This window comes from Pseudomonas citri, from assembly GCF_025336485.1.
Taxonomy (GTDB): Bacteria; Pseudomonadota; Gammaproteobacteria; order Pseudomonadales; family Pseudomonadaceae; genus Aquipseudomonas; species Aquipseudomonas citri.
Genome location: NZ_JAODAB010000009.1, coordinates 61,261 through 83,649 on the forward strand (window position 1 = coordinate 61,261; position 22,389 = coordinate 83,649).

Consider the following 22,389-nt stretch of genomic DNA (forward strand, 5'->3'; position numbering starts at 1 on the left):
CTTTTCTGCGCCGAACAGCACTTTCGAGACTCAAGGCAGCCGCTTCTCCATCGGCTGATAGACCAGCCCAGCGAAGTTGCCCACATCCCCTGCCAGGACGAATCCGTAGCTTTCGTAAGATGCCACCGAAGACAACGATGCCCTGACTGTCACGATCTCACCCCTTGCCTGCTCCAACGCCGCCTTTATCAGGCGCATGCCGATACCCCGACGCTGCCAGCTCGGCGCGACGAATAGCATCGCCACGTGGCGCCCTTCCTTGAACTCGACCAGCCCCGTTATCACTCCATCCACTTCACAGACCAGCATCAGGTTGTCGCCCTCCATACGGTCGGCAAACGCCTGCACCGCTGCCACCTTGGCGAAGGTTTCCACACCCTGCGCGGACAGGGAGGGCGCAACCGCCTGCATGAAAGCATCCAGGCAAAGGGCACTGGCGCGGGGCAGGTCGTCGTGGGTCAGTTTGCGTATCCGCATGGTAGTCGTCCGTGCCTGGAAGATGGGGAATAACAGTGAAACGGTTAGGGCTGCTGCGCAGCCCAGCGGGGCGGTGCGACGTTTCGCTGAATCCCCTCGCCACAATGGAATCCTCGCCACTCAATCGCGACACAGCATTCTGAAATGGCCTGACTTGGCGAGGGAGATTGTTTGCTTTCGATGGGGATCAGGCAGCCGACCACACCGCCAGCTCATAGCCGTCCGGATCGATAAAGTGGAAGCGTTGGCCTCCCGGGAAGGCGAAGACTTCACGGCTGATGGTGGCCCCTTCGGCCTTGAGCCTGAGTTGGGTCGCCTCCAGGTCATCGGCGTACAAGATGATCAACGGACCGCCGGGACGTACGGGTTCGCCGGTCGTGAACCCACCGGTCAGGCGACCGTCGCTGAATTCGGTATAGGTCGGGCCGTAGTCGACGAAGCTCCAGCCGAATACGCTGCCATAGAAGGCTTTGCTTCGGGCGATGTCGTTGACGTTGAACTCAATGTTATCGATCTGGCGATCGTTACCTCGAATGCCCATTGGCGCCTCCTTGGCGGGTTGGGGGGTAGGTGGGGTTCTGGGGTTGCTGCGCAGCCCAGCGGGGACGAATCCCGCGGCCCTTGCCGCAGTGGATGCCTTGCTTTCAGTACCACCGCGCCTCGCCCGGCGGGCGTTTCTTGAAGCGTTTCATGCTCCACATGTATTGGCTCGGGTAGGCGCGGACGTAGCGTTCCACCACTTGGCTCATGGCCGCGCAGGCGGTTTCGGTGTCGGTGCTGTACATGGCCTCGGGGGCGGCTTCGAGGATGACTTTGTAGCCTGAACCGTCCGGCAGGCGCAGGGCGTGGAGGAAGACGCCGACCGCTTTACCACCAGCGAGCATGTTCGGGACGAACTTGCTGGTCAGGGCCTTGACGGCGAAGAAGGGCACGAAGACGCCAGCGGATTCGGCTGGTTCCGGGTCGGCGGGGATGCCCACCTGGCCGCCCTTGCGCACTTCCTTGATGACGCTGAGGATGCCTTCTTTGGTCGACGCCGCGACTTTGTTGCCCAGTTGCACACGCTGCTTTTGCAGCAGCTCATCCACTGCCTTGAGCTTGGGCGGGCGGTAGAAAATGATCGGTTTGCACTGGCTGCAATAGAAGTGGTTGAGCACTTCCCAGTTGCCCAGGTGGCTGGTGATGCCCACCACGCCTTTGCCGGAGGCCAGCGCCTCTTTCAGCACGTCGAGGCCTTCGACTTCGCGCACCAGCTCGATGGAACGCTGGGCCGGCCAGATCCAGGCGCAGGCGCTTTCGGTCAGGGATTTGCCGATGTCCTTGAGACTCTGGCCCACCAGGCGTTCACGCTCGGCCGGGTCCATCTCGGGAAAACACTTGGCGAGGTTGATCCGCACCACGTCGCGGGAGCGGTTGGGCAATTTCCACATCAGCCAGCCAATGGCCGAACCCGTCGCCTGCACTGCCCGCCAGGGCAGCAGCGCAAACAACCGCAGAGCGCCGACCAGCAAGGCGCCTTTCAACTTATCCACAGGTGACTCCTGAATTCATGGCCGTGTCGCGAGCCGGTTATTCTAACCGCCGTTTGCCAACTCGGCGTAGCGGTCGCAGTCCTGAGTGTGGTCCATGACCATGCCCGAGGCCTGCATGAAGGCGTAGCAAATCGTCGGCCCAACGAAGGTGAAACCGGCCTTTTTCAGGCCTTTGCTCATCGCCACGGCCTGGGGCGTGATGGCCGGCACTTCGCTGCGGCCCTTGAAATGGTTGATGACCGGTGTGTCGTCGACGAACGACCAGAGAAACGCCACCGGGTCTTCCAGCGCCAGCCAGGCCTGGGCATTGCGCCGCGCGGCGTTGAGCTTGAGGCGGTTGCGGATGATGCCGGGGTCGAGCATCAGTTCGTCGATTTCGGCGTCGCTCATCTGCGCCAGGCGTTGTACGTCAAAGCCGAACATCACCTTGCGGTAATGCTCGCGCTTGCGCAAAACGGTGATCCAGGACAGCCCGGCCTGGAACCCTTCGAGCAAAAGCAACTCGAACAAACCCTGCGCATTGCGCAGCGGCGTGCCCCACTCCTGATCGTGATAAGCCATGTACAGCGGATCTTCGGTACACCAAAAGCAGCGTGGCATAAGGCTCCAGGGGGCGTGCGCACGAACGAATCGGGTATACTCCCGCTCTTTAAATCGCAGCCCAAGAAACAGGTGAATTTCGTGAGCCAGCCTACGCCAGCCGTGCGTACCTTCCAAGACTTGATCCTCGCCCTCCAGCAATACTGGGCCGAGCAAGGTTGCGTGGTACTTCAGCCCTACGATATGGAAGTAGGCGCCGGCACTTTCCACACCGCCACGTTCCTGCGCGCCATCGGCCCGGAAACCTGGAACGCCGCTTATGTACAGCCCAGCCGTCGCCCGACTGACGGCCGCTACGGCGAAAACCCGAACCGTCTGCAGCACTACTACCAGTTCCAGGTGGTACTGAAGCCGAACCCGGAGAACTTCCAGGAACTGTACCTGGGCTCCCTCAAGCACGTGGGCCTCGACCCGCTGGTGCACGACATTCGTTTCGTCGAAGACAACTGGGAATCGCCGACCCTGGGCGCCTGGGGCCTGGGCTGGGAAGTCTGGCTCAATGGCATGGAAGTGACCCAGTTCACCTACTTCCAGCAAGCGGGCGGCATCGAGTGCTACCCGGTGACCGGCGAAATCACCTACGGCCTGGAACGCCTGGCCATGTACCTGCAAGGCGTGGATTCGGTCTACGACCTGGTCTGGGCGGACGGCCCGTTCGGCAAAGTGACTTATGGCGATGTGTTCCACCAGAACGAAGTGGAGCAATCGACCTACAACTTCGAGCACGCCAACGTCGACAAGCTGTTCGAACTGTTCGATTTCTATGAAAGCGAAGCCAAGCGCCTGATCGAATTGGACCAGCCGCTGCCGTTGCCGAGCTATGAAATGGTGTTGAAGGCGTCCCACACCTTCAACCTGCTGGACGCGCGCCGGGCGATCTCCGTGACTGCACGCCAGCAATACATCCTGCGAGTGCGCACCCTGGCGCGTTCCGTTGCGCAAGCCTACCTGCTGGCACGTGCCAAGCTGGGCTTCCCGATGGCGACCCCGGACCTGCGTGATGAAGTGTTGGCTAAGCTGGAGGCTGCACAATGAGTGCTCAAGATTTTCTGGTTGAACTGGGCACCGAAGAACTGCCACCCAAAGCCCTGAATACCCTGGCCGACGCGTTCCTGGCCGGTATCGAAAAAGGCCTGCAAGCCGCTGGCCTGAACTTCGAAACCAAGCAAGTCTTTGCCGCGCCGCGCCGTCTGGCCGTGCTGATCACCGCCCTGGCGACCCAGCAGCCGGACCGCAGCATCAACCTCGACGGCCCGCCACGCCAGGCCGCGTTCGACGCCGATGGCAACCCGACCCAAGCCGCCCTGGGCTTCGCCAAGAAGTGTGGCGTGGACCTGAGCGAGATCGACCAGAGCGGTCCGAAGCTGCGTTATAGCCAGAGCATCAAGGGCAAGCCGACCGCCAGCCTGTTGCCGACCATCGTCGAAGATTCCCTGAACGACTTGCCGATTCCCAAGCGCATGCGTTGGGCCGCGCGCAAGGAAGAGTTCGTCCGTCCGACCCAATGGCTGGTCATGCTGCTTGGCGACCAGGTCATCGACTGCACGATCCTGGCCCAGAAGGCCGGTCGCGATTCCCGCGGTCACCGTTTCCATCATCCGCAGAGCGTGCGCATCACCTCGCCGGCCAACTACCTGGCCGACCTGCGTGCCGCCTACGTGCTGGCCGACGCCAACGAGCGCCGCGAACTGATCAGCAAACGCACCGAAGAACTGGCGACCCGCCAGGAAGGCACCGCCATCGTGCCGGCCGACCTGCTGGACGAAGTGACCGCCCTGGTGGAATGGCCTGTGCCGCTGGTGTGCTCGTTCGAGGAACGTTTCCTTGAAGTGCCGCAGGAAGCGCTGATCACCACCATGCAGGACAACCAGAAGTATTTCTGCCTGCTGGACGCCGAAGGCAAGTTGCTGCCGCGCTTCATCACCGTGGCCAACATCGAAAGCAAGGACCCAGCACAGATCATCGCCGGTAACGAAAAAGTCGTTCGCCCGCGCCTGACCGACGCCGAGTTCTTCTTCAAGCAAGACAAGAAGCAGCCGCTGGAAAGCTTCAACGAGCGCCTGCGCAACGTGGTGTTCCAGGAAAAACTCGGCAGCGTCTACGACAAGGCCGAGCGCGTATCGAAACTGGCGGCATTCATCGCCCCGCGCATCGGCGGCGACGCCCAGCGCGCAGCCCGTGCCGGCATCTTGTCCAAGTGCGACCTGTCCACCGAGATGGTCGGTGAGTTCCCGGAGATGCAAGGTATTGCCGGTTACTACTACGCCCTCAACGACGGCGAGCCGCAAGACGTGGCCCTGGCGTTGAACGAGCAGTACATGCCCCGCGGTGCCGGCGCTGAACTGCCGACCACCCTGACCGGTGCGGCCGTGGCCATCGCCGACAAGCTCGACACCCTGGTGGGCATTTTCGGCATCGGCATGCTGCCCACCGGCAGCAAAGACCCGTATGCCCTGCGCCGTGCGGCGCTGGGCGTGCTGCGCATCCTGATCGACAAGCAACTGGACCTGGACCTGAACGACGCGGTGGCCTTCGCCGTCAACGCGTTCGGCGGCAAGGTCAAGGCCGCCGGCCTGGCCGACGCGGTGCTGGAATTCATCTTCGACCGCCTGCGCGCGCGTTATGAAGACGAAGGCGTCGACGTCGCGACCTACCTGTCGGTACGTGCCCTGAAACCGGGTTCGGCCCTGGACTTCGACCAGCGCGTACAAGCGGTGCAAGCTTTCCGCAAATTGCCGGAAGCGGCAGCGCTGGCGGCGGTGAACAAGCGTGTGTCGAACCTGTTGAGCAAGGCCGAGCCTTCAATCAAGGCCCCTGAAGCGCGTTACTTCGATAACGCCGCGGAGTTCTCGCTCAACTCGGCGATTCAACAGGCTTACACCTCCGTGCAGCCGCTCATGGAAAAACGCGATTACGCCGAAGCACTGGCGCGCCTGGCGGCATTGCGCGAGCCTGTGGATGCGTTCTTCGACGCCGTGATGGTGAATGCGGACAATGACGACGTGCGCAAGAACCGCTATGCACTTCTGACGCGTCTGCGCGGGTTGTTCCTCAACATTGCCGACATTTCCATGCTGGGCTGAGGAGCTGCTGTTGAAACTGCTGATTCTCGATCGGGACGGGGTGATCAACCACGACTCCGACGCGTACATCAAATCGGTGGAGGAGTGGCTGCCGCTCCCCGGCTCGATCGAAGCCATCGCGCAGTTGAGCAAGGCCGGCTGGACGGTGGCGGTCGCCACCAACCAGTCGGGCATCGCTCGCGGTTACTACGACCTCGCCGTCCTCGAGGCCATGCACGAGCGCTTGCGTTCGTTGGTGGCGGAGCAGGGTGGCGAAGTCGGGCTGATCGTCTATTGCCCGCACGGGCCCGACGAAGGTTGCGATTGCCGCAAGCCCAAGCCGGGCATGTTGAAAGCCATCGCCGCGCATTACGACGTGGCGCTGACCGGCGTGTGGTTCGTCGGCGACAGCCTCGGTGACCTGGAGGCGGCCAAGGCCGTCGACTGTCAGCCTGTTTTGGTAAAGACCGGGAAAGGCGAAAAGACTCTGGGCAAGACCCTACCGGTAGGCACCCTGGTTTTTGACGACCTGGCGGCGATTGCCGCTGAACTTATCCACAATTAGAGCGCCAAGACATCCTGATCAAGGACTGTTCGGGAAGCGCTTGAACGAGACGGGCATTGCCCGCAACGGTAAACGCCGCTATGTCGATATTGCAGGCCATCAGATCCTTTCTCTTTTACCTGCTGCTGGGCACCAGCTCGTTGTTGTGGTGCACCTTGAGTTTTTTTATCGCGCCTTTCTTGCCGTTCAAGGCACGCTACCGCTTCATCAATGTGTACTGGTGCCGCTGCGCATTGTGGCTGAGCAAGGTGTTCCTGGGCATTCGCTATGAAGTGAAGGGCGCCGAGAACGTGCCCGAGCGCCCGTGTGTGATCCAGTCCAACCACCAGAGCACCTGGGAGACGTTCTTTCTCTCGGCCTATTTCGAGCCGTTGAGCCAGGTTCTCAAGCGTGAACTGCTGTTCGTCCCGTTCTTCGGTTGGGCCATGGCAATGCTGCGCCCGATCGCCATCGATCGCGACAACCCCAAGGTTGCACTCAAGCAAGTGGCGCAGAAGGGTGACGCACTGCTCAAGGACCATACCTGGGTACTGATTTTCCCCGAGGGCACGCGTGTTCCCTACGGGACCATGGGTAAGTTCTCCCGTAGCGGTTCTGCCTTGGCGGTGAACGCGGAGCTGCCGGTACTGCCGATTGCACACAATGCCGGCAAATTCTGGCCCAAGGCAGGCTGGGTCAGAACGCCAGGCGTCATCCAAGTGGTGATCGGTGCGCCGATGTACGCCGAAGGCACTGGCCCTCGCGCCATTGCCGACCTCAACGACCGCGTCCAGGCCTGGAATGAACAGGCACAACGGGACATGGGTTCCCTGCCTCCGGCCCCCGCCGCGCCGGCCGCAGCCGACCAGGTCGCTGTTTGAGATCTGTGGATAACCTGTGTACCGTTTTTTCGAAAAACGTTGCTCTTGTTTAGTAACTACTTGTTTTTAATACATATTTCCTAAACACATAAAACACACGCCTAGGTGCATAAGTTTTTTCTAGCACCGAAAAAGCTCGCAGCCTTTGGTAGCTCCTACAATCCCGTAGGAGCTACCAAAGGCTGCGAGCTTCTATTCTTTCAGCAACGGAAATCGCAAGCTGAACGTCGTCCCTTCGCCGACCACGCTACGGCACTCGATTTGCCCTTCGTGATGGTCGACCACTGCCTTGACCATCGACAGCCCCAAGCCAATCCCATCCACGCCATGGGCGGAGGAAAACCGTCGGTACTGGCTGAACAGATCCGGCAGTTCTTGCGCGCTGATGCCTTTGCCGTGGTCCGTGACGTCACAGATCAACCAACCCTGTGCACAACTCACCTGCAAGGCAATGCGGGTACCTGATGGGCTGTACTTGATGGCGTTCTCCAGCAAGTTGAACAGCGCCCGGGTCAGTAATGACTGGTCCGCCCTCAACATCGCCTCTTCATCGGCTATTTCATGCACCAGTTGAATGCGCTTGGCCTGGGCGATCGGCAGCGCCTGGTCGAGCACGTCCAGCACCAGCATGGCGAACAGCGTGGGCTGGAATTGATACGCCTCGGATTCTGCCTTGGCCAATTGCACGAAGCCCTCGGTCAGGTCCAGGGCGCGACGCACCTGGCGTTCGATCTGGTCGAACAGTGGGTTATCCCCATCCGCCTGATGGCGCTGCACATCGAGCAGCGCCAGGATCGCCGAATGGGGGGCGCGCAAGTCATGAGAGAGGAAACGCAGCATGACGGTGCGCTGTTCTTCGGCCTCACGTTCGGCGCTCAGGTCGGTCAGGCTCAGCAGCCAGCCAATGGGGGCATCGCCGTCCACCGGCAACAGCGCCGCACGCTCCAGGCGCAAGCTGCGCTCGCGGATGTCGCGAAACTCCAGCAGCGGCAGTGTGGATAACGGCTGGGAATACCGTTGCTCGAGCCCCGGGTAACCCAATTGCGCGAGCAGCTCCAGTACCTCGCCGCCGGCCAGGTCATGGCCGAAGAGGTCCCGCGCCTTGCGGTTACCGAGCAACAGTTTGCCTTGGGGGTCGCTGATCATCGTCGCCACGGGCAGATATTCCAGGCCGTCGGCGATAAAACGCCGAGTGTCCCGGGTCCGGCCCATGGCTTGTTCCAACGCCATGATCTGGCCTTGCAAACGGTCGCTGCCGGTGTACGGCGCACGCCGCCGTTCCGGGAACACCTTGGGTTCCTTGTCCAGTCGTGCCAGCTCCCAACCAAAGTACGCCAGCACCACGCTCAGGCGTCGCCAGTTCCAAATCAGGTAACCGAACAACATGCCCAGCACACTCGCCATCGGCGACCATCCGCTCCCCCGTGCGCCCAGCACAGCGCTGATCAACAGGGCCAGACACATGCCGAACACCGTCGTCCATAACGCCAAATGTGGACGCAGCAGCAACAAGCCCAGCGCGCAACCCACCAGGCACATGGACAACAGCGCCGCGCCTGCGCCGTCATGGGTCGATTGGCTAAAAAACGACAGCAGGGCAGTCAGCGGCAGGAGCAGCAGGCTGATCCACGCCCATTCGCGTATCAATTGCCGAAACAATCGTTGAACCTGACTCGGTTCGCGGCTTTCACGCCGACGGGGGTGGCCTACAAGCAGGTCAGGACGAGGGATTTTTTCAGGGATCATGCGTCAAACCGACAGGCTGAAAGGCCTACGACTATAGCGGACTCGAAGGCTGGCGCGCTGCTGCCTTTCCCTCTGTACCGCGAGCCGGTATTGTCGCAAACCAGCGACAGGGGGCCATCGCGCTGCAAGGCCACCTGAGATGTCCGTTACTCTCGAGATCAAGGAATCGCGCCCCATGCGTGTCGCCATACTGGATGACGAACCGGCCGAGCTGCGCCGGGTGGAACAGACACTGCAGCAGATTTGCGGCAGGACTGAGCAGGCCTGGACCCTGCACAGTTTTGAACGAGGCGAGGACCTGTTGCGGCAACTGCGCCGGGAAACCTTCGACCTCTTGATCCTCGACTGGCAATTGCCCGACCTCAGCGGCTTGGCGCTGCTGCGTTGGACCCGTGAACACATGGACTCACCGCCGGCCGCCATCATGCTGACCAGCCGCGACGGCGAACACGACATCGTCCAGGCCCTCAACGCCGGCGCCGACGACTATGTGAGCAAGCCCTTCAGGCCCAACGAGCTCAAGGCCAGGGTCACCGCCGTATTGCGTCGCCATAACCTGCAACGCGCGCCCGCCAGCGATGTCCGGGTGTTCAATGACCTGGAATTCGACGACGCCGAATTGACCGTCACCCGCGCGGGCATCCCCATCAGCCTCACCGAACGGGAATACCGCCTGGCCCGCTGCCTGTTCGCCAACCTGGGCCGCCCCTTGTCCCGCGAATATTTCTACGAGCGCTTCTGGACCCACGAGGAAATGTCCTCCTCCCGCCCACTCGACACCCACATCTATCGCCTGCGCAACAAGCTCGGGCTGACGGCCGATCGAGGCTGGCAGTTGCTGACGATCTATGGGTATGGGTATCGGTTGGAGAGTGTGACGATGGGGAGTGAAGCGGCGGTGGCGGGTTAGGGGGCAGCCGTGGCGAGGGAGCATGCTCCCTCGCCACACTGGATGTCACCTGGTTGTCTGTACCAGGCTTCCTGCTTTCGCGATCCGCCGACGTTGCACCAGCAGCCCGGACGCAACGACCAGCACACTGAGCAGACCGGTTGCGAGGATTTCCACGCGGTGGGCTTCCTGGAACAGCATGATGGTCAGGGCCCCGACGATGAACACGATCACCGCGTAGGTCAGGCCAGGGAACAGCCACATGCTGAAGGCGATTTTTTCACCGCGAGCCATACGCTGCTTGCGCATACGCAGCTGCGAAACCGCGATCACCAGGTACACCAGCAACGCGATGGCGCCCGAGCTGGCCAGCAGGAAATCGAAGACCGCCGCCGGTGCCACGTAGTTGGCGAACACCGCCAGGAACGCTGCGCCCGTCGACAGCATCACCGCCCAGTAAGGCGTACCACTGTTGTTGGTGCGCTGGGAAACGGCCGGCGCGTCACCGCGCTTGCCCAGCGAGAACATCATGCGCGAAGCCGTGTAGAGCGCCGAGTTCAGGCAGCTGGTTACCGCCACCAGGACCACGATATCGACAATCAATTTGGCATTGGGGATACCCATGCGTTCCAGCACGGTCTGGTAGGAACCCAGGCTCGCCAGCATCGGGTCGTTCCATGGCACCAGGGCCACGACGATGAAGATGGACACGAGGTAGAACAAGCCGATCCGCCAGATAACCGAGTTGGTTGCCTTGGAAATCTGCTGGCCAGGGTTCTTGGACTCAGCAGCGGCGATGGTCACGATCTCAGTGCCCATGAACGAGAACATGGTGGTCAGGATTGCGCCCAACACCGCGCCCATGCCGTTGGGCAGGAAGCCTTGGGTATCGAACAGGTGCGAAACACCGCTGACCTGGCTGCTGGGCAACAAACCGAACACCGCCAGGATGCCCAGGCCGATGAAGCCAACGATCGCCACGACCTTGACCAGGGCGAACCAGAACTCGAATTCACCATAGTTCTTCACACTGAACAGGTTGGTCGCCGTCAGCAGCAAGGTGATTACCAGAGTGAAGCTCCAGATGGCGATGTTGGGAAACCAGGCATGCAGGATCGTCGCCGCAGCGTTGGCTTCCAACGGGATCACCAGGACCCAGAACCACCAGTAAAGCCAGCCGATGGTAAAACCGGCCCAACGACCAATCGCGCGATCGGCATACGTCGAGAAAGAACCGGTATCCGGCGAAGCTACCGCCATTTCACCCAGCATCCGCATCACGAACACCACCAGCGCACCGGCGGCGGCATAAGCCAACAGCACGGCCGGACCGGCGGCTGCGATAGCGTGGCCGGAGCCCACGAAAAGACCCGCGCCGATAACGCCGGCGATGGACAGCATCGTCACGTGACGAGGCTTGAGCCCTTGCTCCAGATTATTGGAAATTTGCGTACCGCTCATTGAGACACCCTTGGTCTTGGATTTATACGTAACGCCTCGTACCACCGTTTTCTTGTAAATTTAAAAATACGGTGTGTTGTTTATTTAACACGCAAGTTCTGCGCCAGAAAACCTATACGCCCGCCGGCCGGGCCTCTCAGGTGACTCGCAAGGTATTGAAGGCGAAGGCTTTGTGCCAAAGTGTTACCGCGCTACCCCGAGTGTGCGATTGTGGGGCAGGGAGGGAACGTTTTTGCGGGGCGTAAAAAAAAGCCAACGCGTGGGCGTTGGCTTTTTGGGGTGTGGTGGTGCTGGAAAATCAGAAATCCAGGTTAGACACCGCCAAGGCATTACTCTCGATGAAGTCACGACGTGGCTCGACCGCATCACCCATCAGGGTGTTGAAGATCTGGTCTGCGCCAATGGCGTCTTCGATGGTCACTTTCAGCATGCGGCGCGAGCCTGGGTCCATGGTGGTTTCCCACAGCTGATCAGGGTTCATTTCACCCAGACCTTTGTATCGCTGGATGGTGTGGCGCTTGGTACTTTCGGCCATCAGCCATTCAAGGGCTTCCTTGAACTCGGTCACGGCTTTCCTGCGCTCGCCGCGCTGGATGTACGCGCCTTCGTCCAGCAGCGTGCTCAGTTGCGCACCGAGGGACACGACGGTCTTGTAGTCGTTGCTGCTGAAGAAGTCGCGGTTGAAGGTGACATAGTTCGACAGGCCGTGGGAAATCAGTTCGACCTCCGGCAGCCAGACGTTACGCTCACGGTCTTCGCGCAGACTGGCCTTGTAGACCAGGCCGGACTTCTCGACGGTGCGCAGGCGGACTTCGTACTGGGCCAGCCAATCTTGCATCGCTGCGTAATCGGACAGTTGCTCCATGCTGACGGCCGGCAGGTAGATGAAGTGCTCGGTCAATTCCTGTGGGTACAGGCGCGACAGGCGCTTGAGGGTTTTCATCACCAGGCGGAAATCGTTAACCAGGCGCTCCAGGGCTTCACCGGAAATACCCGGGGCGTCTTCGTTCAGGTGCAGGCTCGCGTCTTCCAGGGCCGACTGCGTCATGTACTCTTCCATGGCGTCGTCGTCTTTGATGTATTGCTCTTGCTTGCCTTTCTTGACCTTGTACAGCGGTGGCTGGGCGATGTAGATGTAGCCGCGCTCGATCAGCTCAGGCAACTGACGGAAGAAGAACGTCAGCAGCAGGGTACGGATGTGCGAACCGTCGACGTCAGCATCGGTCATGATGATGATGTTGTGATAGCGCAGCTTGTCGATGTTGTACTCTTCGCGCCCGATGCCGCAGCCCAGCGCGGTGATCAAGGTGCCGACTTCCTGCGAGGAAATCATCTTGTCGAAGCGTGCCTTCTCGACGTTGAGGATCTTACCCTTGAGCGGCAGAATGGCCTGGGTCCGGCGGTTGCGGCCCTGCTTGGCGGAGCCGCCAGCGGAGTCACCTTCCACGAGGTACAGTTCGGACAGGGCAGGGTCTTTTTCCTGGCAGTCAGCCAGTTTGCCCGGCAGGCCGGCGATGTCCAGCGCGCCTTTGCGGCGGGTCATCTCACGGGCCTTGCGCGCCGCTTCACGGGCACGGGCGGCGTCAATCATCTTGCCGACCACCAGCTTGGCTTCGTTCGGGTTCTCCAGGAGGAAGTCGGAGAAGTACTTGCCCATTTCCTGTTCGACAGCGGTCTTCACTTCGGAAGAGACCAGCTTGTCCTTGGTCTGGGAGCTGAACTTCGGATCCGGCACCTTCACCGAAATGATCGCCGTCAGACCTTCACGGGCATCGTCACCGGTGGTGGCGACTTTGTGCTTCTTCGCCAGGCCTTCCTGTTCGATGTAGTTGTTCAGGTTACGGGTCAACGCCGAGCGGAAGCCCACCAAGTGAGTGCCGCCGTCGCGCTGCGGAATGTTGTTGGTGAAGCACAACAGGTTCTCGTTGAAGCTGTCGTTCCACTGCAGGGCGATTTCCACGCCGATGCCATCTTCGCGCTGGATATTGAAGTGGAACACCTGGTTGACCGCGGTCTTGTTGGTGTTCAGGTACTCGACGAATGCCCGCAGGCCGCCTTCGTATTTGAACAGCTCTTCCTTGCCGCTGCGCTCGTCCTTGAGGACGATGCCGACACCGGAGTTCAGGAACGACAGTTCACGAATCCGCTTGGCCAGGATGTCCCAGCTGAAGTGGATGTTCTTGAAGGTTTCGCTCGAAGCCTTGAAGTGGATCTGGGTACCGGTGGTCTCGCTGTCGCCCACGATCGCCATCGGCGCCTGGGGTACGCCATGGACATAGGTCTGTTCCCAGATCTTGCCGCTGCGGCGAACGGTCAGCACCAGCTCTTCGGACAGGGCGTTCACTACAGACACACCCACACCGTGCAGGCCGCCGGATACTTTGTAGGAGTTGTCGTCGAACTTACCGCCGGCGTGCAGCACGGTCATGATGACCTCGGCGGCGGAAACGCCTTCCTCTTTGTGCACGTCTACCGGAATGCCACGACCGTTGTCGCGAACGGTGATGGACTCATCCGGATGGATGGTAACGCTGATGTCGTCGCAATAGCCGGCGAGGGCTTCGTCGATGGAGTTGTCGACCACCTCGAACACCATGTGGTGCAGGCCGCTGCCATCGTCGGTGTCGCCAATGTACATACCGGGACGTTTGCGTACGGCATCCAGGCCTTTCAGCACTTTAATGCTCGTTGAGTCGTACGTATTTTCTTCGCTCAATGCCTTCACTCCCGATGGTCGTGGGTCTGGGTGATACGGCCCTGTTCCACGTGGAACAGAGCGACTGGCGTTTCCGTCTGCCAGCCTTCCCTCAATAATTCGTGGTCTACACAGGTGATAAAGACCTGGCAGCGTAAGTCTTCCAGCAAGCGGCAAAGCGCGCGACGGTGGGCTTCGTCCAGCTCGGACGGCAAGTCATCCACCAGATAAATACACTGCCCGCGACGGGCCTGGCTGACCAGGTGCCCCTGGGCAATACGCAAGGCACACACCACCAACTTCTGCTGCCCCCGGGACAAGATATCCGCGGCGTTATGCGCGCCCAATCGAAGACGCAAGTCAGCACGTTGTGGCCCAGCCTGGGTATGTCCCATCTGCTGGTCTCGCTGCAGCGAGCCAGCCAGCACGGTACTCAGTTCTCGGTCCTTGTCCCAGCCTCGGTAATAGCTGAGCGTCAGGCCCTCAAGCTCAACCAGTTCGCTCAAGGTCTGCTCAAAGACCGGCTTCAAGGCTTTGATATAGGCGCGGCGGTATTCATCGATTTCAGCGCTGGCCTGGCACAGCTCCCTGTCCCAAACCGCTTGCGAAACGGCGTCAAGTGTACCATGCCGCAGCCAAGAGTTTCGCTGGCGCAGCGCCTTCTGCAAGCGCTGCCAGGTAGCCATGAAACGCGGTTCCACGTGGAACACACCCCAGTCGAGAAACTGCCGGCGTATCTTCGGCGCGCCTTCCAGCAGGCGAAAACTGTCGGGGTTAATCAGCTGTAATGGCAGGATCTCTGCCAACTGCGCAGCGCTACGGGCGTTCTGTCCGTCGATACGGATCTGGAACTCGCCTTGCCGATCGCGAGATATCCCCAAGGCGCTATGGCCACCTTCGGCCAGTTCAACCTGCCCGAACACGGTACACGCCGGTTGCTCATACTGGATGACCGGTGAAAGCCGCGTGCTACGAAACGACCGCGCGAGTCCCAGCAAATGAACGGCTTCCAGGACACTGGTCTTGCCGCTGCCGTTGGCGCCGTAAAGGATATTGATGCGGGGGGAGGGAGAGATGGTCACCGGGTGCAGATTGCGCACCGCGGTGACCGAGACGCGACTTAAGGACATCTAGGGGCCTGTGTGGTTACAGGCGCATCGGCATGACAACGTAAGCCGAATCGTCGTTATCGGACTCCTGCAACAGCGCACTGCTGTTGGAGTCGGACAGGATCAGACGTACTTGCTCAGTGGTCATCACGCCCAGCACGTCCAGCAGGTAGCTGACGTTGAAGCCGATTTCCAGGGAGCCACCGTTGTAATCCACACCCACTTCTTCTTCCGCTTCCTCTTGTTCCGGGTTGTTCGCCTGGATCTTCAACTGACCATTGGCCAGTTGCAGGCGAATGCCGCGGTACTTCTCGTTGGACAGGATCGCGGTGCGGCTGAACGCTTCACGCAACGCCTGACGGTCGCCCAGAACCACTTTGTCACCGCCCTTGGGCAGCACGCGCTCGTAGTCAGGGAATTTGCCGTCCACCAGTTTCGAGGTGAAAGTGAACTCGCCGGTCGTGGCACGGATGTGGTGCTGCCCCAGCACAATACTGACGTTACCGTCCGGCTCGGTCAGCAGACGGGCCAGTTCCAGAATACCTTTACGCGGCACGATCACCTGATGGCGATCCGGCTGACCGATGTCGGCCTGCATCGAGCACATGGCCAGGCGATGGCCGTCGGTGGCTACGGCGCGGATCACCCCGGCGGACACTTCCAGGAGCATGCCGTTGAGGTAGTAACGCACGTCTTGCTGGGCCATGGCGAAGCTGGTGCGCTCGATCAGGCGACGCAGTTTGCTTTGTTCCAGGCTGCAGGTCAGCGAGCCAGGGCCTTCTTCCACAGTCGGGAAATCATTGGCCGGCAAGGTCGACAGGGTGAAACGGCTGCGACCGGCCTTGACCACGAGTTTCTGCTCATCGACCTTGATGTCGATCAGCGCATCGTTCGGCAGGCTTTTGCAGATGTCCATCAGCTTGCGCGCCGGCACAGTGATGGAACCCGGATCGGCCGGTTCTTCAAGTTGCACACGACCAACCAGCTCGACTTCCAGGTCGGTACCGGTCAGCGACAGTTGCTGGCCTTCGACAACCAGCAGCACGTTGGAAAGTACCGGCAAGGTCTGGCGGCGTTCGACGACGCCCGCGACCAGTTGCAGGGGTTTCAACAGGGCTTCGCGTTGAATGGTGAAATGCATGGTCTAGTCCCTTGCCTTAATAAGCTGCATCAAGTGGTCAATGTACGCAGCAGGTTCTTGTAGTCCTCGCGGATGTCCGCGTCGGATTCCTTAAGTTCGTTGATCTTGCGGCAGGCGTGCAGCACGGTGGTGTGATCGCGCCCGCCGAACACATCGCCGATTTCCGGCAAACTGTGGTTGGTCAGTTCCTTGGACAGGGCCATGGCCACCTGGCGCGGACGAGCCACCGAGCGCGAACGGCGCTTGGACAGCAGGTCGGAAATCTTGATCTTGTAGTATTCGGCAACAGTTCTCTGGATGTTATCCACAGATACCAGCTTGTCCTGAAGGGCGAGCAGATCCTTCAACGACTCGCGAATCAGTTCGATGGTGATATCCCGACCCATGAAGTGCGAGTGAGCGATCACCCGCTTGAGGGCGCCCTCGAGTTCGCGCACGTTCGAACGGATACGTTGGGCGATGAAGAACGCCGCATCGTGAGGCAGCTCGACCTTGGCCTGGTCGGCTTTCTTCATCAGGATCGCCACCCGCGTCTCCAGCTCCGGCGGCTCGACGGCAACCGTCAGGCCCCAGCCAAACCGGGACTTGAGGCGTTCTTCCAGGCCTTCGATTTCTTTCGGGTACCGGTCGCTGGTGAGGATGACCTGCTGGCCACCTTCGAGCAACGCGTTGAAGGTGTGGAAAAACTCTTCCTGGGAACGCTCCTTGCGGGCGAAGAACTGAATGTCGTCGATCAGCAAGGCGTCTACCGAACGGTAGAAACGCTTGAACTCGTTGATCGCGTTCAGCTGCAACGCCTTGACCATATCGGCTACGAAGCGCTCCGAATGCAGGTACACGACCTTGGCATTCGGGTTCTTCTTCAATAGATGGTTGCCTACCGCGTGCATCAAGTGGGTCTTACCCAGACCTACACCGCCATAGAGAAAGAGCGGGTTATAGCCATGCTTAGGGTTATCGGCGACCTGCCAGGCGGCCGCGCGGGCCAACTGGTTGGATTTACCTTCGACGAAATTTTCGAAGGTAAAGGTGCGGTTCAGGTAGCTGGTGTGCTTGAGCGCGCCTTCGACCTGGACGGTACGCTGCTCGGCACGCACCGGCGCCTGTTGGGCACTGGCGCCGGCCATCGGATCGAAACTGTCCCGGGAAGGTTCTTCACTGACCTCGGCCATTTTTTGCGCATTGGCCTTGGTTGGAGCAGGTGGGACCGCAGCGGCGGCATGGTTGACCGGCGCGGCGGCAGCCTGGGCCTGGGACGCAGCGGCCGCTAGCGGTGCGTTAGGCGCGGCGCGCGGTGCGGAGCTGCGTTTGCTGCCTATTAATAAGGACAGTGCAGGCGCCATGCCATTGCCATGCTCGTCGAGCAATTCCATGACCCGGCCCAGGTACTTTTCGTTGACCCAGTCGAGGACGAAACGGTTCGGTGCATAGACGCGCAACTCGTCGCCTTCGGCTTCGACCTGTAGTGGACGGATCCAAGTGTTGAATTGTTGGGCCGGCAGCTCATCGCGCAAAAGCTCCACGCACTGCTGCCAAAGTTCCACTGACACGGATATCCCCTAAGTTGAAAGCCGGTGAGGCAAAAACAAGCGGCCATTGTAACGACCAGACGAGCACTTATCCACACGCACCTTGACTCTCGCCCACGATTTATCAACGCCTTAAGCGCCAAAAAGGCGACAGGCGGTCGGTGGATAAGCTCTGTGGATAACCATGCCTGAGATCGTTGCACAAGTGGCGGGGTAACCCCGTGGATAACCGATCTGTGGATAAGTGCCTTTTCCACACACAGCTTATACGCGTCGCCAGCACAGGCTGATCACGGTTTTCCCCTGTAGTTGTCATTCTCTGTACATAGCGAGTTACAAGGCTTTTGACTGGTTATCCACAGATGAATGGCTGCTTAGCTTTTACAAGCTTTACAGAAAAGCTTTAAATAATTCCCTTCTCTATTTTTATATCTGGCCCAGCGTCCTCCCCCACCCGAAGGCTGCATAGCTGCTTAAAAGGAAACACTGGTTGGAAATTGACCTAGAGGCTTGCTTTCTCTAGAATCGCCGATCTCTTAAAACGGGGGCCATTCCGGCCCGTTGTGGACGAACCAGGTAACACGACATGAAACGTACTTTCCAACCAAGCACTATCAAACGCGCTCGTACCCACGGTTTCCGTGCTCGCATGGCTACCAAGAACGGCCGTGCCGTCCTGTCGCGTCGTCGCGCCAAAGGTCGTGCGCGTCTGGCAGTTTGATAATCCGGCAGTGGAGGTGAGTCAGGACTTCAGTCGGGAAAAGCGTCTGCTTACACCCCGGCATTTCAAGGCAGTCTTCGACTCCCCTACCGGCAAGGTTCCGGGGAAAAATCTCCTGCTCCTTGCGCGCAGCAACGATCTCGATCACCCCCGTCTCGGGCTGGTTATCGGGAAAAAGAGCGTCAAGCTCTCCGTTCAGCGCAATCGCCTCAAACGTCTGATGCGCGAATCGTTTCGTCTGAACCAGGATTCACTGGTCGGCTGGGACATTGTTATCGTCGCGCGCAAAGGTTTGGGTGACGTAGAGAACCCCGAATTGATTCAGCATTTCGGCAAACTCTGGAAACGCCTGGCCCGTAACAAGCCAGCACCAGCAGTCACCGAAACTGTAGGGGTAGACAGTCCAGATGCGTAAACTGGCACTCGTTCCGATCCAGTTTTATCGCTACGCCATTAGTCCCCTGATGGCCAGTCACTGTCGTTTCTACCCCAGTTGTTCCTGCTACGCGTACGAAGCCATCGAAAAACATGGCTTTCTGCGCGGTGGCTGGCTGACCTTTCGTCGTTTAGGTCGCTGTCATCCGTGGAATCCCGGTGGTTATGACCCGGTTCCACCTATCCCTACCTCCCGTTCTTCTTCGATGGCCGAGTAATCATGGATATCAAACGCACGATCCTGATCGTCGCCCTGGCAATCGTGTCCTACGTCATGGTCCTTAAATGGAACCAGGACTATGGCCAGGCTGCCCTGCCGACTCAGAATGTTGCAGCCAGCAATACCGCACCGGGCCTGCCGGATACCGCCACTGGCAGCAACGCCGCCAGCAATGACGACATCCCGCGCGCGGCAAGCGACACCAGTGCGCCAGCCGAAGCCCCAGTGGCTGCAAGCAAGGATCTCATCCAGATCAAGACGGACGTGCTCGACCTGGCGATCGATCCACAAGGTGGCGATATTGCCCAACTGACGCTGCCGCTGTATCCGCGCCGCCAGGACCACCCGGAGATCCCGTTCCAGCTGTTCGACAACGGTAATGAGCGGACGTACCTGGCCCAGAGCGGCCTGATCGGTGCCAACGGTCCGGATGCGAGCCCGGCCGGTCGCCCGCTTTACTCCGCCGAGAAGAAGACTTATCAACTGGCTGATGGCCAGGACCAACTGGTCGTGGACCTGAAGTTCAGCAAGGACGGCGTCAATTACACCAAGCGTTTCACCTTGAAACGCGGCTTGTATGACGTAACCGTTTCCTATCTGGTCGACAACCAGAGTGCTCAGCCGTGGTCCGGTGCGATGTTCGCGCAACTCAAGCGTGATGCCAGCTCCGATCCTTCCTCGAGCACCGCTACCGGTACCGCGACTTACTTGGGCGCGGCCCTGTGGACAAGTTCTGAACCGTACAAAAAAGTGTCCATGAAGGACATGGACAAGGCGCAACTCAAGGAAACCGTCCAAGGTGGCTGGGTTGCCTGGTTGCAACACTATTTTGTAACCGCGTGGATCCCGCCGAAGGGCGAGAGCAACATCGTCCAGACGCGTAAAGACAGCAAGGGCAACTACATCATCGGCTACACCGGCCCGGCATTGACCGCGGCACCAGGTGCCAAGGCCGAAAGCAGCGCGATTCTGTACGCAGGCCCGAAAAGCCAGGCCGTCCTGAAACAGTTGTCCCCAGGTCTGGAACTGACCGTGGACTACGGTTTCCTGTGGTTCATTGCCCAGCCGATCTTCTGGTTGCTGCAACATATCCACAGCATCGTCGGTAACTGGGGCTGGTCGATCATCTTCCTGACCATGCTGATCAAGGGGATCTTCTTCCCTCTGTCGGCCGCCAGTTACAAATCCATGGCTCGCATGCGCGCAGTGGCTCCGAAACTGGCCGCCCTGAAAGAGCAACATGGTGATGACCGGCAGAAAATGTCCCAGGCCATGATGGAGCTGTACAAGAAAGAGAAGATCAACCCGCTGGGTGGCTGCTTGCCGATTCTTGTACAGATGCCGGTATTCCTGTCGCTTTACTGGGTACTGCTCGAAAGCGTGGAGATGCGTCAAGCGCCGTTCATGCTGTGGATTACCGACCTGTCGATCAAGGACCCGTTCTTCATCCTGCCGATCATCATGGGCGCGACCATGTTCATCCAGCAGCAGCTGAACCCGACACCTCCGGACCCGATGCAGGCGAAGGTCATGAAAATGATGCCAATCATCTTCACCTTCTTCTTCCTGTGGTTCCCGGCGGGTCTTGTGCTGTACTGGGTTGTGAACAACGTGTTGTCCATTACCCAACAGTGGTACATCACGCGTAGGATCGAAGCGGCTACGAAAAAAGCCGAGGCGTAACTTGCCCTGTGGATAAAACCACACAAAACGCCCCCTCGTGGGGCGTTTTGCTATCTGCCACTTTTGTCTGGATACCGGTTTATGAGCGCTCCGCGTGAAACCATCGCCGCCATTGCCACCGCCCAAGGTCGTGGCGGTGTCGGCATCGTCCGTATTTCGGGGCCTTTGGCCAGCGTGGCAGCCAAGGCCATCAGTGGCCGGGAACTCAAGCCGCGATTTGCCCACTACGGACCGTTTTTCAATCAGGACCAGCAAGTGCTGGACGAAGGCCTGGCCTTGTATTTCCCGGGACCGAACTCGTTCACCGGTGAAGACGTGCTGGAGCTGCAAGGGCATGGTGGCCCCATCGTGCTGGACATGCTGCTCAAGCGGTGCCTGGAACTCGGTTGCCGCCTGGCTCGACCGGGGGAGTTCAGCGAACGGGCCTTCCTCAACGACAAGCTCGACCTGGCCCAAGCGGAAGCCATCGCCGACCTCATCGAAGCCAGTTCTGCACAGGCGGCACGCAATGCGTTGCGTTCGTTGCAGGGGGCATTTTCCACACGTGTGCATAACCTCACCGAGCAATTGATCGGCCTGCGCATTTACGTCGAGGCCGCCATTGATTTCCCTGAAGAGGAAATCGACTTCCTCGCCGATGGCCACGTGCTGGGGCTGCTCGACAAGGTGCGGGATGAGTTATCCACTGTCATCCGCGAGGCCGGGCAGGGCGCGTTGCTACGCGACGGCATGACGGTCGTGATCGCCGGACGGCCAAATGCCGGTAAATCCAGCCTGCTGAATGCGCTCGCTGGGCGCGAGGCTGCCATTGTCACGGAGATTGCCGGCACCACTCGGGATATCTTGCGCGAACATATCCACATCGATGGCATGCCGTTGCATGTAGTGGACACGGCCGGTTTGCGTAACACCGACGACCATGTGGAAAAAATCGGCGTTGAGCGCGCGTTGAAGGCCATTGGCGAGGCCGATCGGGTGCTGTTGGTCGTGGACGCTACGGCGCCGGAAGCGGATGACCCCTTCGCGTTGTGGCCAGAATTCCTGGAAATCCGTCCGGACCCGGCAAAGGTCACGCTGATTCGCAACAAGGCCGACCTGACCGGGGAGGCGATTGTCCTGGAAGTCAGTGATGACGGCCATGTGACGATCAGCCTAAGTGCGAAATCGGCCGGTGAAGGCCTGGAATTGCTGCGCGAGCACCTCAAGGCCTGCATGGGCTATGAGCAGACCTCGGAAAGCAGCTTCAGCGCCCGTCGGCGGCATCTCGAGGCCTTGCGCCATGCCAGCGCTGCCCTGGAGCATGGCCGCGCACAGCTGACCTTGGCAGGGGCGGGTGAGTTATTGGCCGAAGACCTGCGCCAGGCGCAACAGTCCCTTGGCGAAATCACCGGCGCCTTCAGCTCCGATGACCTGCTGGGGCGGATCTTTTCCAGCTTCTGCATCGGTAAATAGCCCCACCTCTCAACCGGGTTTGCCCTCGATTGCCTATCGACCCCAACGCAAATCCGGTTCTTCCCTTCTTTTTTTGCACGATTGCCCTGGATGGCGGCTTGTCTGTGGGTGCCACCGCTGTGGATTAAGCTCTGTGAATAACTACGATTGTGCTCGGTTGATAAACCCCCTCCAAAACTGAAGATAACTGCCTCTGTGGATAAGCGACTCAT

At 59.9% G+C, this 22,389-nt stretch carries 20 protein-coding genes; 10 read left to right on the top strand and 10 right to left on the bottom strand.

Annotated features, from left to right (window positions below; all coding sequences use genetic code 11):
• Window positions 1-30 precede the first annotated feature (30 nt).
• The 4 genes from N4Q37_RS12685 to tag form a co-directional block, all read right to left on the bottom strand.
• Entirely contained in the window at window positions 31-477 is a 447-nt protein-coding gene (locus tag N4Q37_RS12685) for a GNAT family N-acetyltransferase (protein ID WP_260958345.1), read from the bottom strand.
• Between the two features lie 187 nt (window positions 478-664).
• Window positions 665-1,018: a VOC family protein gene (locus N4Q37_RS12690; RefSeq protein ID WP_260958346.1), complete on the bottom strand. Its 354-nt coding sequence runs from the start codon at window positions 1,016-1,018 to the stop codon at window positions 665-667.
• Between the two features lie 103 nt (window positions 1,019-1,121).
• On the bottom strand, window positions 1,122-2,009 hold the full coding sequence (locus N4Q37_RS12695; protein ID WP_260958347.1) for a lysophospholipid acyltransferase: 888 nt from the start codon (window positions 2,007-2,009) through the stop codon (window positions 1,122-1,124).
• A 42-nt stretch (window positions 2,010-2,051) separates the two neighbouring features.
• The gene (gene tag / locus N4Q37_RS12700; protein ID WP_260958348.1) at window positions 2,052-2,609 is read right to left on the bottom strand and encodes a DNA-3-methyladenine glycosylase I; all 558 of its coding nucleotides are present in this window, start codon (window positions 2,607-2,609) and stop codon (window positions 2,052-2,054) included.
• An 81-nt stretch (window positions 2,610-2,690) separates the two neighbouring features.
• Here tag and glyQ point away from each other — a divergent pair, with 81 nt between their 5' ends.
• From glyQ to N4Q37_RS12720, 4 genes are all read left to right on the top strand, one after another.
• Complete coding sequence (glyQ, locus tag N4Q37_RS12705; RefSeq protein ID WP_022641565.1) at window positions 2,691-3,644, top strand: glycine--tRNA ligase subunit alpha; 954 nt, start codon at window positions 2,691-2,693, stop codon at window positions 3,642-3,644.
• Entirely contained in the window at window positions 3,641-5,692 is a 2,052-nt protein-coding gene (gene glyS / locus N4Q37_RS12710) for a glycine--tRNA ligase subunit beta (RefSeq protein ID WP_260958349.1), read from the top strand. Before glyQ ends, glyS begins: the two co-directional genes overlap by 4 nt.
• Window positions 5,693-5,696: 4 nt before the next feature.
• A complete protein-coding gene (gene gmhB, locus N4Q37_RS12715) occupies window positions 5,697-6,236 on the top strand; it encodes a D-glycero-beta-D-manno-heptose 1,7-bisphosphate 7-phosphatase (protein WP_260958464.1) in 540 nt (179 codons plus the stop codon).
• 80 nt (window positions 6,237-6,316) lie between these two features.
• Window positions 6,317-7,096, top strand: a complete 780-nt coding sequence (locus N4Q37_RS12720) for a lysophospholipid acyltransferase family protein (protein WP_260958350.1) — start codon at window positions 6,317-6,319, stop codon at window positions 7,094-7,096.
• Window positions 7,097-7,288: 192 nt separating this feature from the next.
• Here N4Q37_RS12720 and N4Q37_RS12725 read toward each other — a convergent pair whose 3' ends face one another.
• Window positions 7,289-8,842 carry a sensor histidine kinase gene (locus N4Q37_RS12725; RefSeq protein ID WP_260958351.1) on the bottom strand — a complete coding sequence of 518 codons (1,554 nt, stop codon included), beginning with the start codon at window positions 8,840-8,842 and terminating at the stop codon, window positions 7,289-7,291.
• Between the two features lie 175 nt (window positions 8,843-9,017).
• Here N4Q37_RS12725 and N4Q37_RS12730 point away from each other — a divergent pair, with 175 nt between their 5' ends.
• Complete coding sequence (locus N4Q37_RS12730; RefSeq protein ID WP_260958352.1) at window positions 9,018-9,752, top strand: response regulator transcription factor; 735 nt, start codon at window positions 9,018-9,020, stop codon at window positions 9,750-9,752.
• Window positions 9,753-9,797: 45 nt separating this feature from the next.
• Here N4Q37_RS12730 and gabP read toward each other — a convergent pair whose 3' ends face one another.
• The 5 genes from gabP to dnaA form a co-directional block, all read right to left on the bottom strand.
• Window positions 9,798-11,192: a GABA permease gene (gabP, locus tag N4Q37_RS12735; RefSeq protein WP_260958353.1), complete on the bottom strand. Its 1,395-nt coding sequence runs from the start codon at window positions 11,190-11,192 to the stop codon at window positions 9,798-9,800.
• A 298-nt stretch (window positions 11,193-11,490) separates the two neighbouring features.
• Window positions 11,491-13,908, bottom strand: coding sequence for a DNA topoisomerase (ATP-hydrolyzing) subunit B (gyrB, locus tag N4Q37_RS12740; protein WP_260958354.1), 2,418 nt, complete (start codon window positions 13,906-13,908; stop codon window positions 11,491-11,493).
• 5 nt (window positions 13,909-13,913) lie between these two features.
• Window positions 13,914-15,017: a DNA replication/repair protein RecF gene (recF, locus tag N4Q37_RS12745; protein ID WP_260958355.1), complete on the bottom strand. Its 1,104-nt coding sequence runs from the start codon at window positions 15,015-15,017 to the stop codon at window positions 13,914-13,916.
• Between the two features lie 16 nt (window positions 15,018-15,033).
• Window positions 15,034-16,137 (bottom strand): DNA polymerase III subunit beta, encoded by a 1,104-nt coding sequence (gene dnaN, locus N4Q37_RS12750; RefSeq protein ID WP_260958356.1) that lies wholly within the window; start codon window positions 16,135-16,137, stop codon window positions 15,034-15,036.
• Between the two features lie 29 nt (window positions 16,138-16,166).
• A complete protein-coding gene (dnaA, locus tag N4Q37_RS12755) occupies window positions 16,167-17,687 on the bottom strand; it encodes a chromosomal replication initiator protein DnaA (RefSeq protein WP_260958357.1) in 1,521 nt (506 codons plus the stop codon).
• 565 nt (window positions 17,688-18,252) lie between these two features.
• Between dnaA and rpmH the strand changes: the two genes are divergently transcribed.
• The 5 genes from rpmH to mnmE all read left to right on the top strand — a co-directional run bounded on the left by rpmH (window position 18,253) and on the right by mnmE (window position 22,177).
• Window positions 18,253-18,387, top strand: coding sequence for a 50S ribosomal protein L34 (gene rpmH, locus N4Q37_RS12760; RefSeq protein WP_003213577.1), 135 nt, complete (start codon window positions 18,253-18,255; stop codon window positions 18,385-18,387).
• 16 nt (window positions 18,388-18,403) lie between these two features.
• Entirely contained in the window at window positions 18,404-18,802 is a 399-nt protein-coding gene (gene rnpA / locus N4Q37_RS12765) for a ribonuclease P protein component (protein ID WP_260958465.1), read from the top strand.
• Window positions 18,795-19,040 carry a membrane protein insertion efficiency factor YidD gene (gene yidD / locus N4Q37_RS12770; RefSeq protein ID WP_260958358.1) on the top strand — a complete coding sequence of 82 codons (246 nt, stop codon included), beginning with the start codon at window positions 18,795-18,797 and terminating at the stop codon, window positions 19,038-19,040. Before rnpA ends, yidD begins: the two co-directional genes overlap by 8 nt.
• A gap of 2 nt (window positions 19,041-19,042) precedes the next feature.
• Window positions 19,043-20,725 carry a membrane protein insertase YidC gene (gene yidC, locus N4Q37_RS12775; RefSeq protein WP_260958359.1) on the top strand — a complete coding sequence of 561 codons (1,683 nt, stop codon included), beginning with the start codon at window positions 19,043-19,045 and terminating at the stop codon, window positions 20,723-20,725.
• Window positions 20,726-20,806: 81 nt separating this feature from the next.
• Window positions 20,807-22,177, top strand: coding sequence for a tRNA uridine-5-carboxymethylaminomethyl(34) synthesis GTPase MnmE (gene mnmE, locus N4Q37_RS12780; RefSeq protein ID WP_260958360.1), 1,371 nt, complete (start codon window positions 20,807-20,809; stop codon window positions 22,175-22,177).
• Window positions 22,178-22,389: the final 212 nt, after the last annotated feature.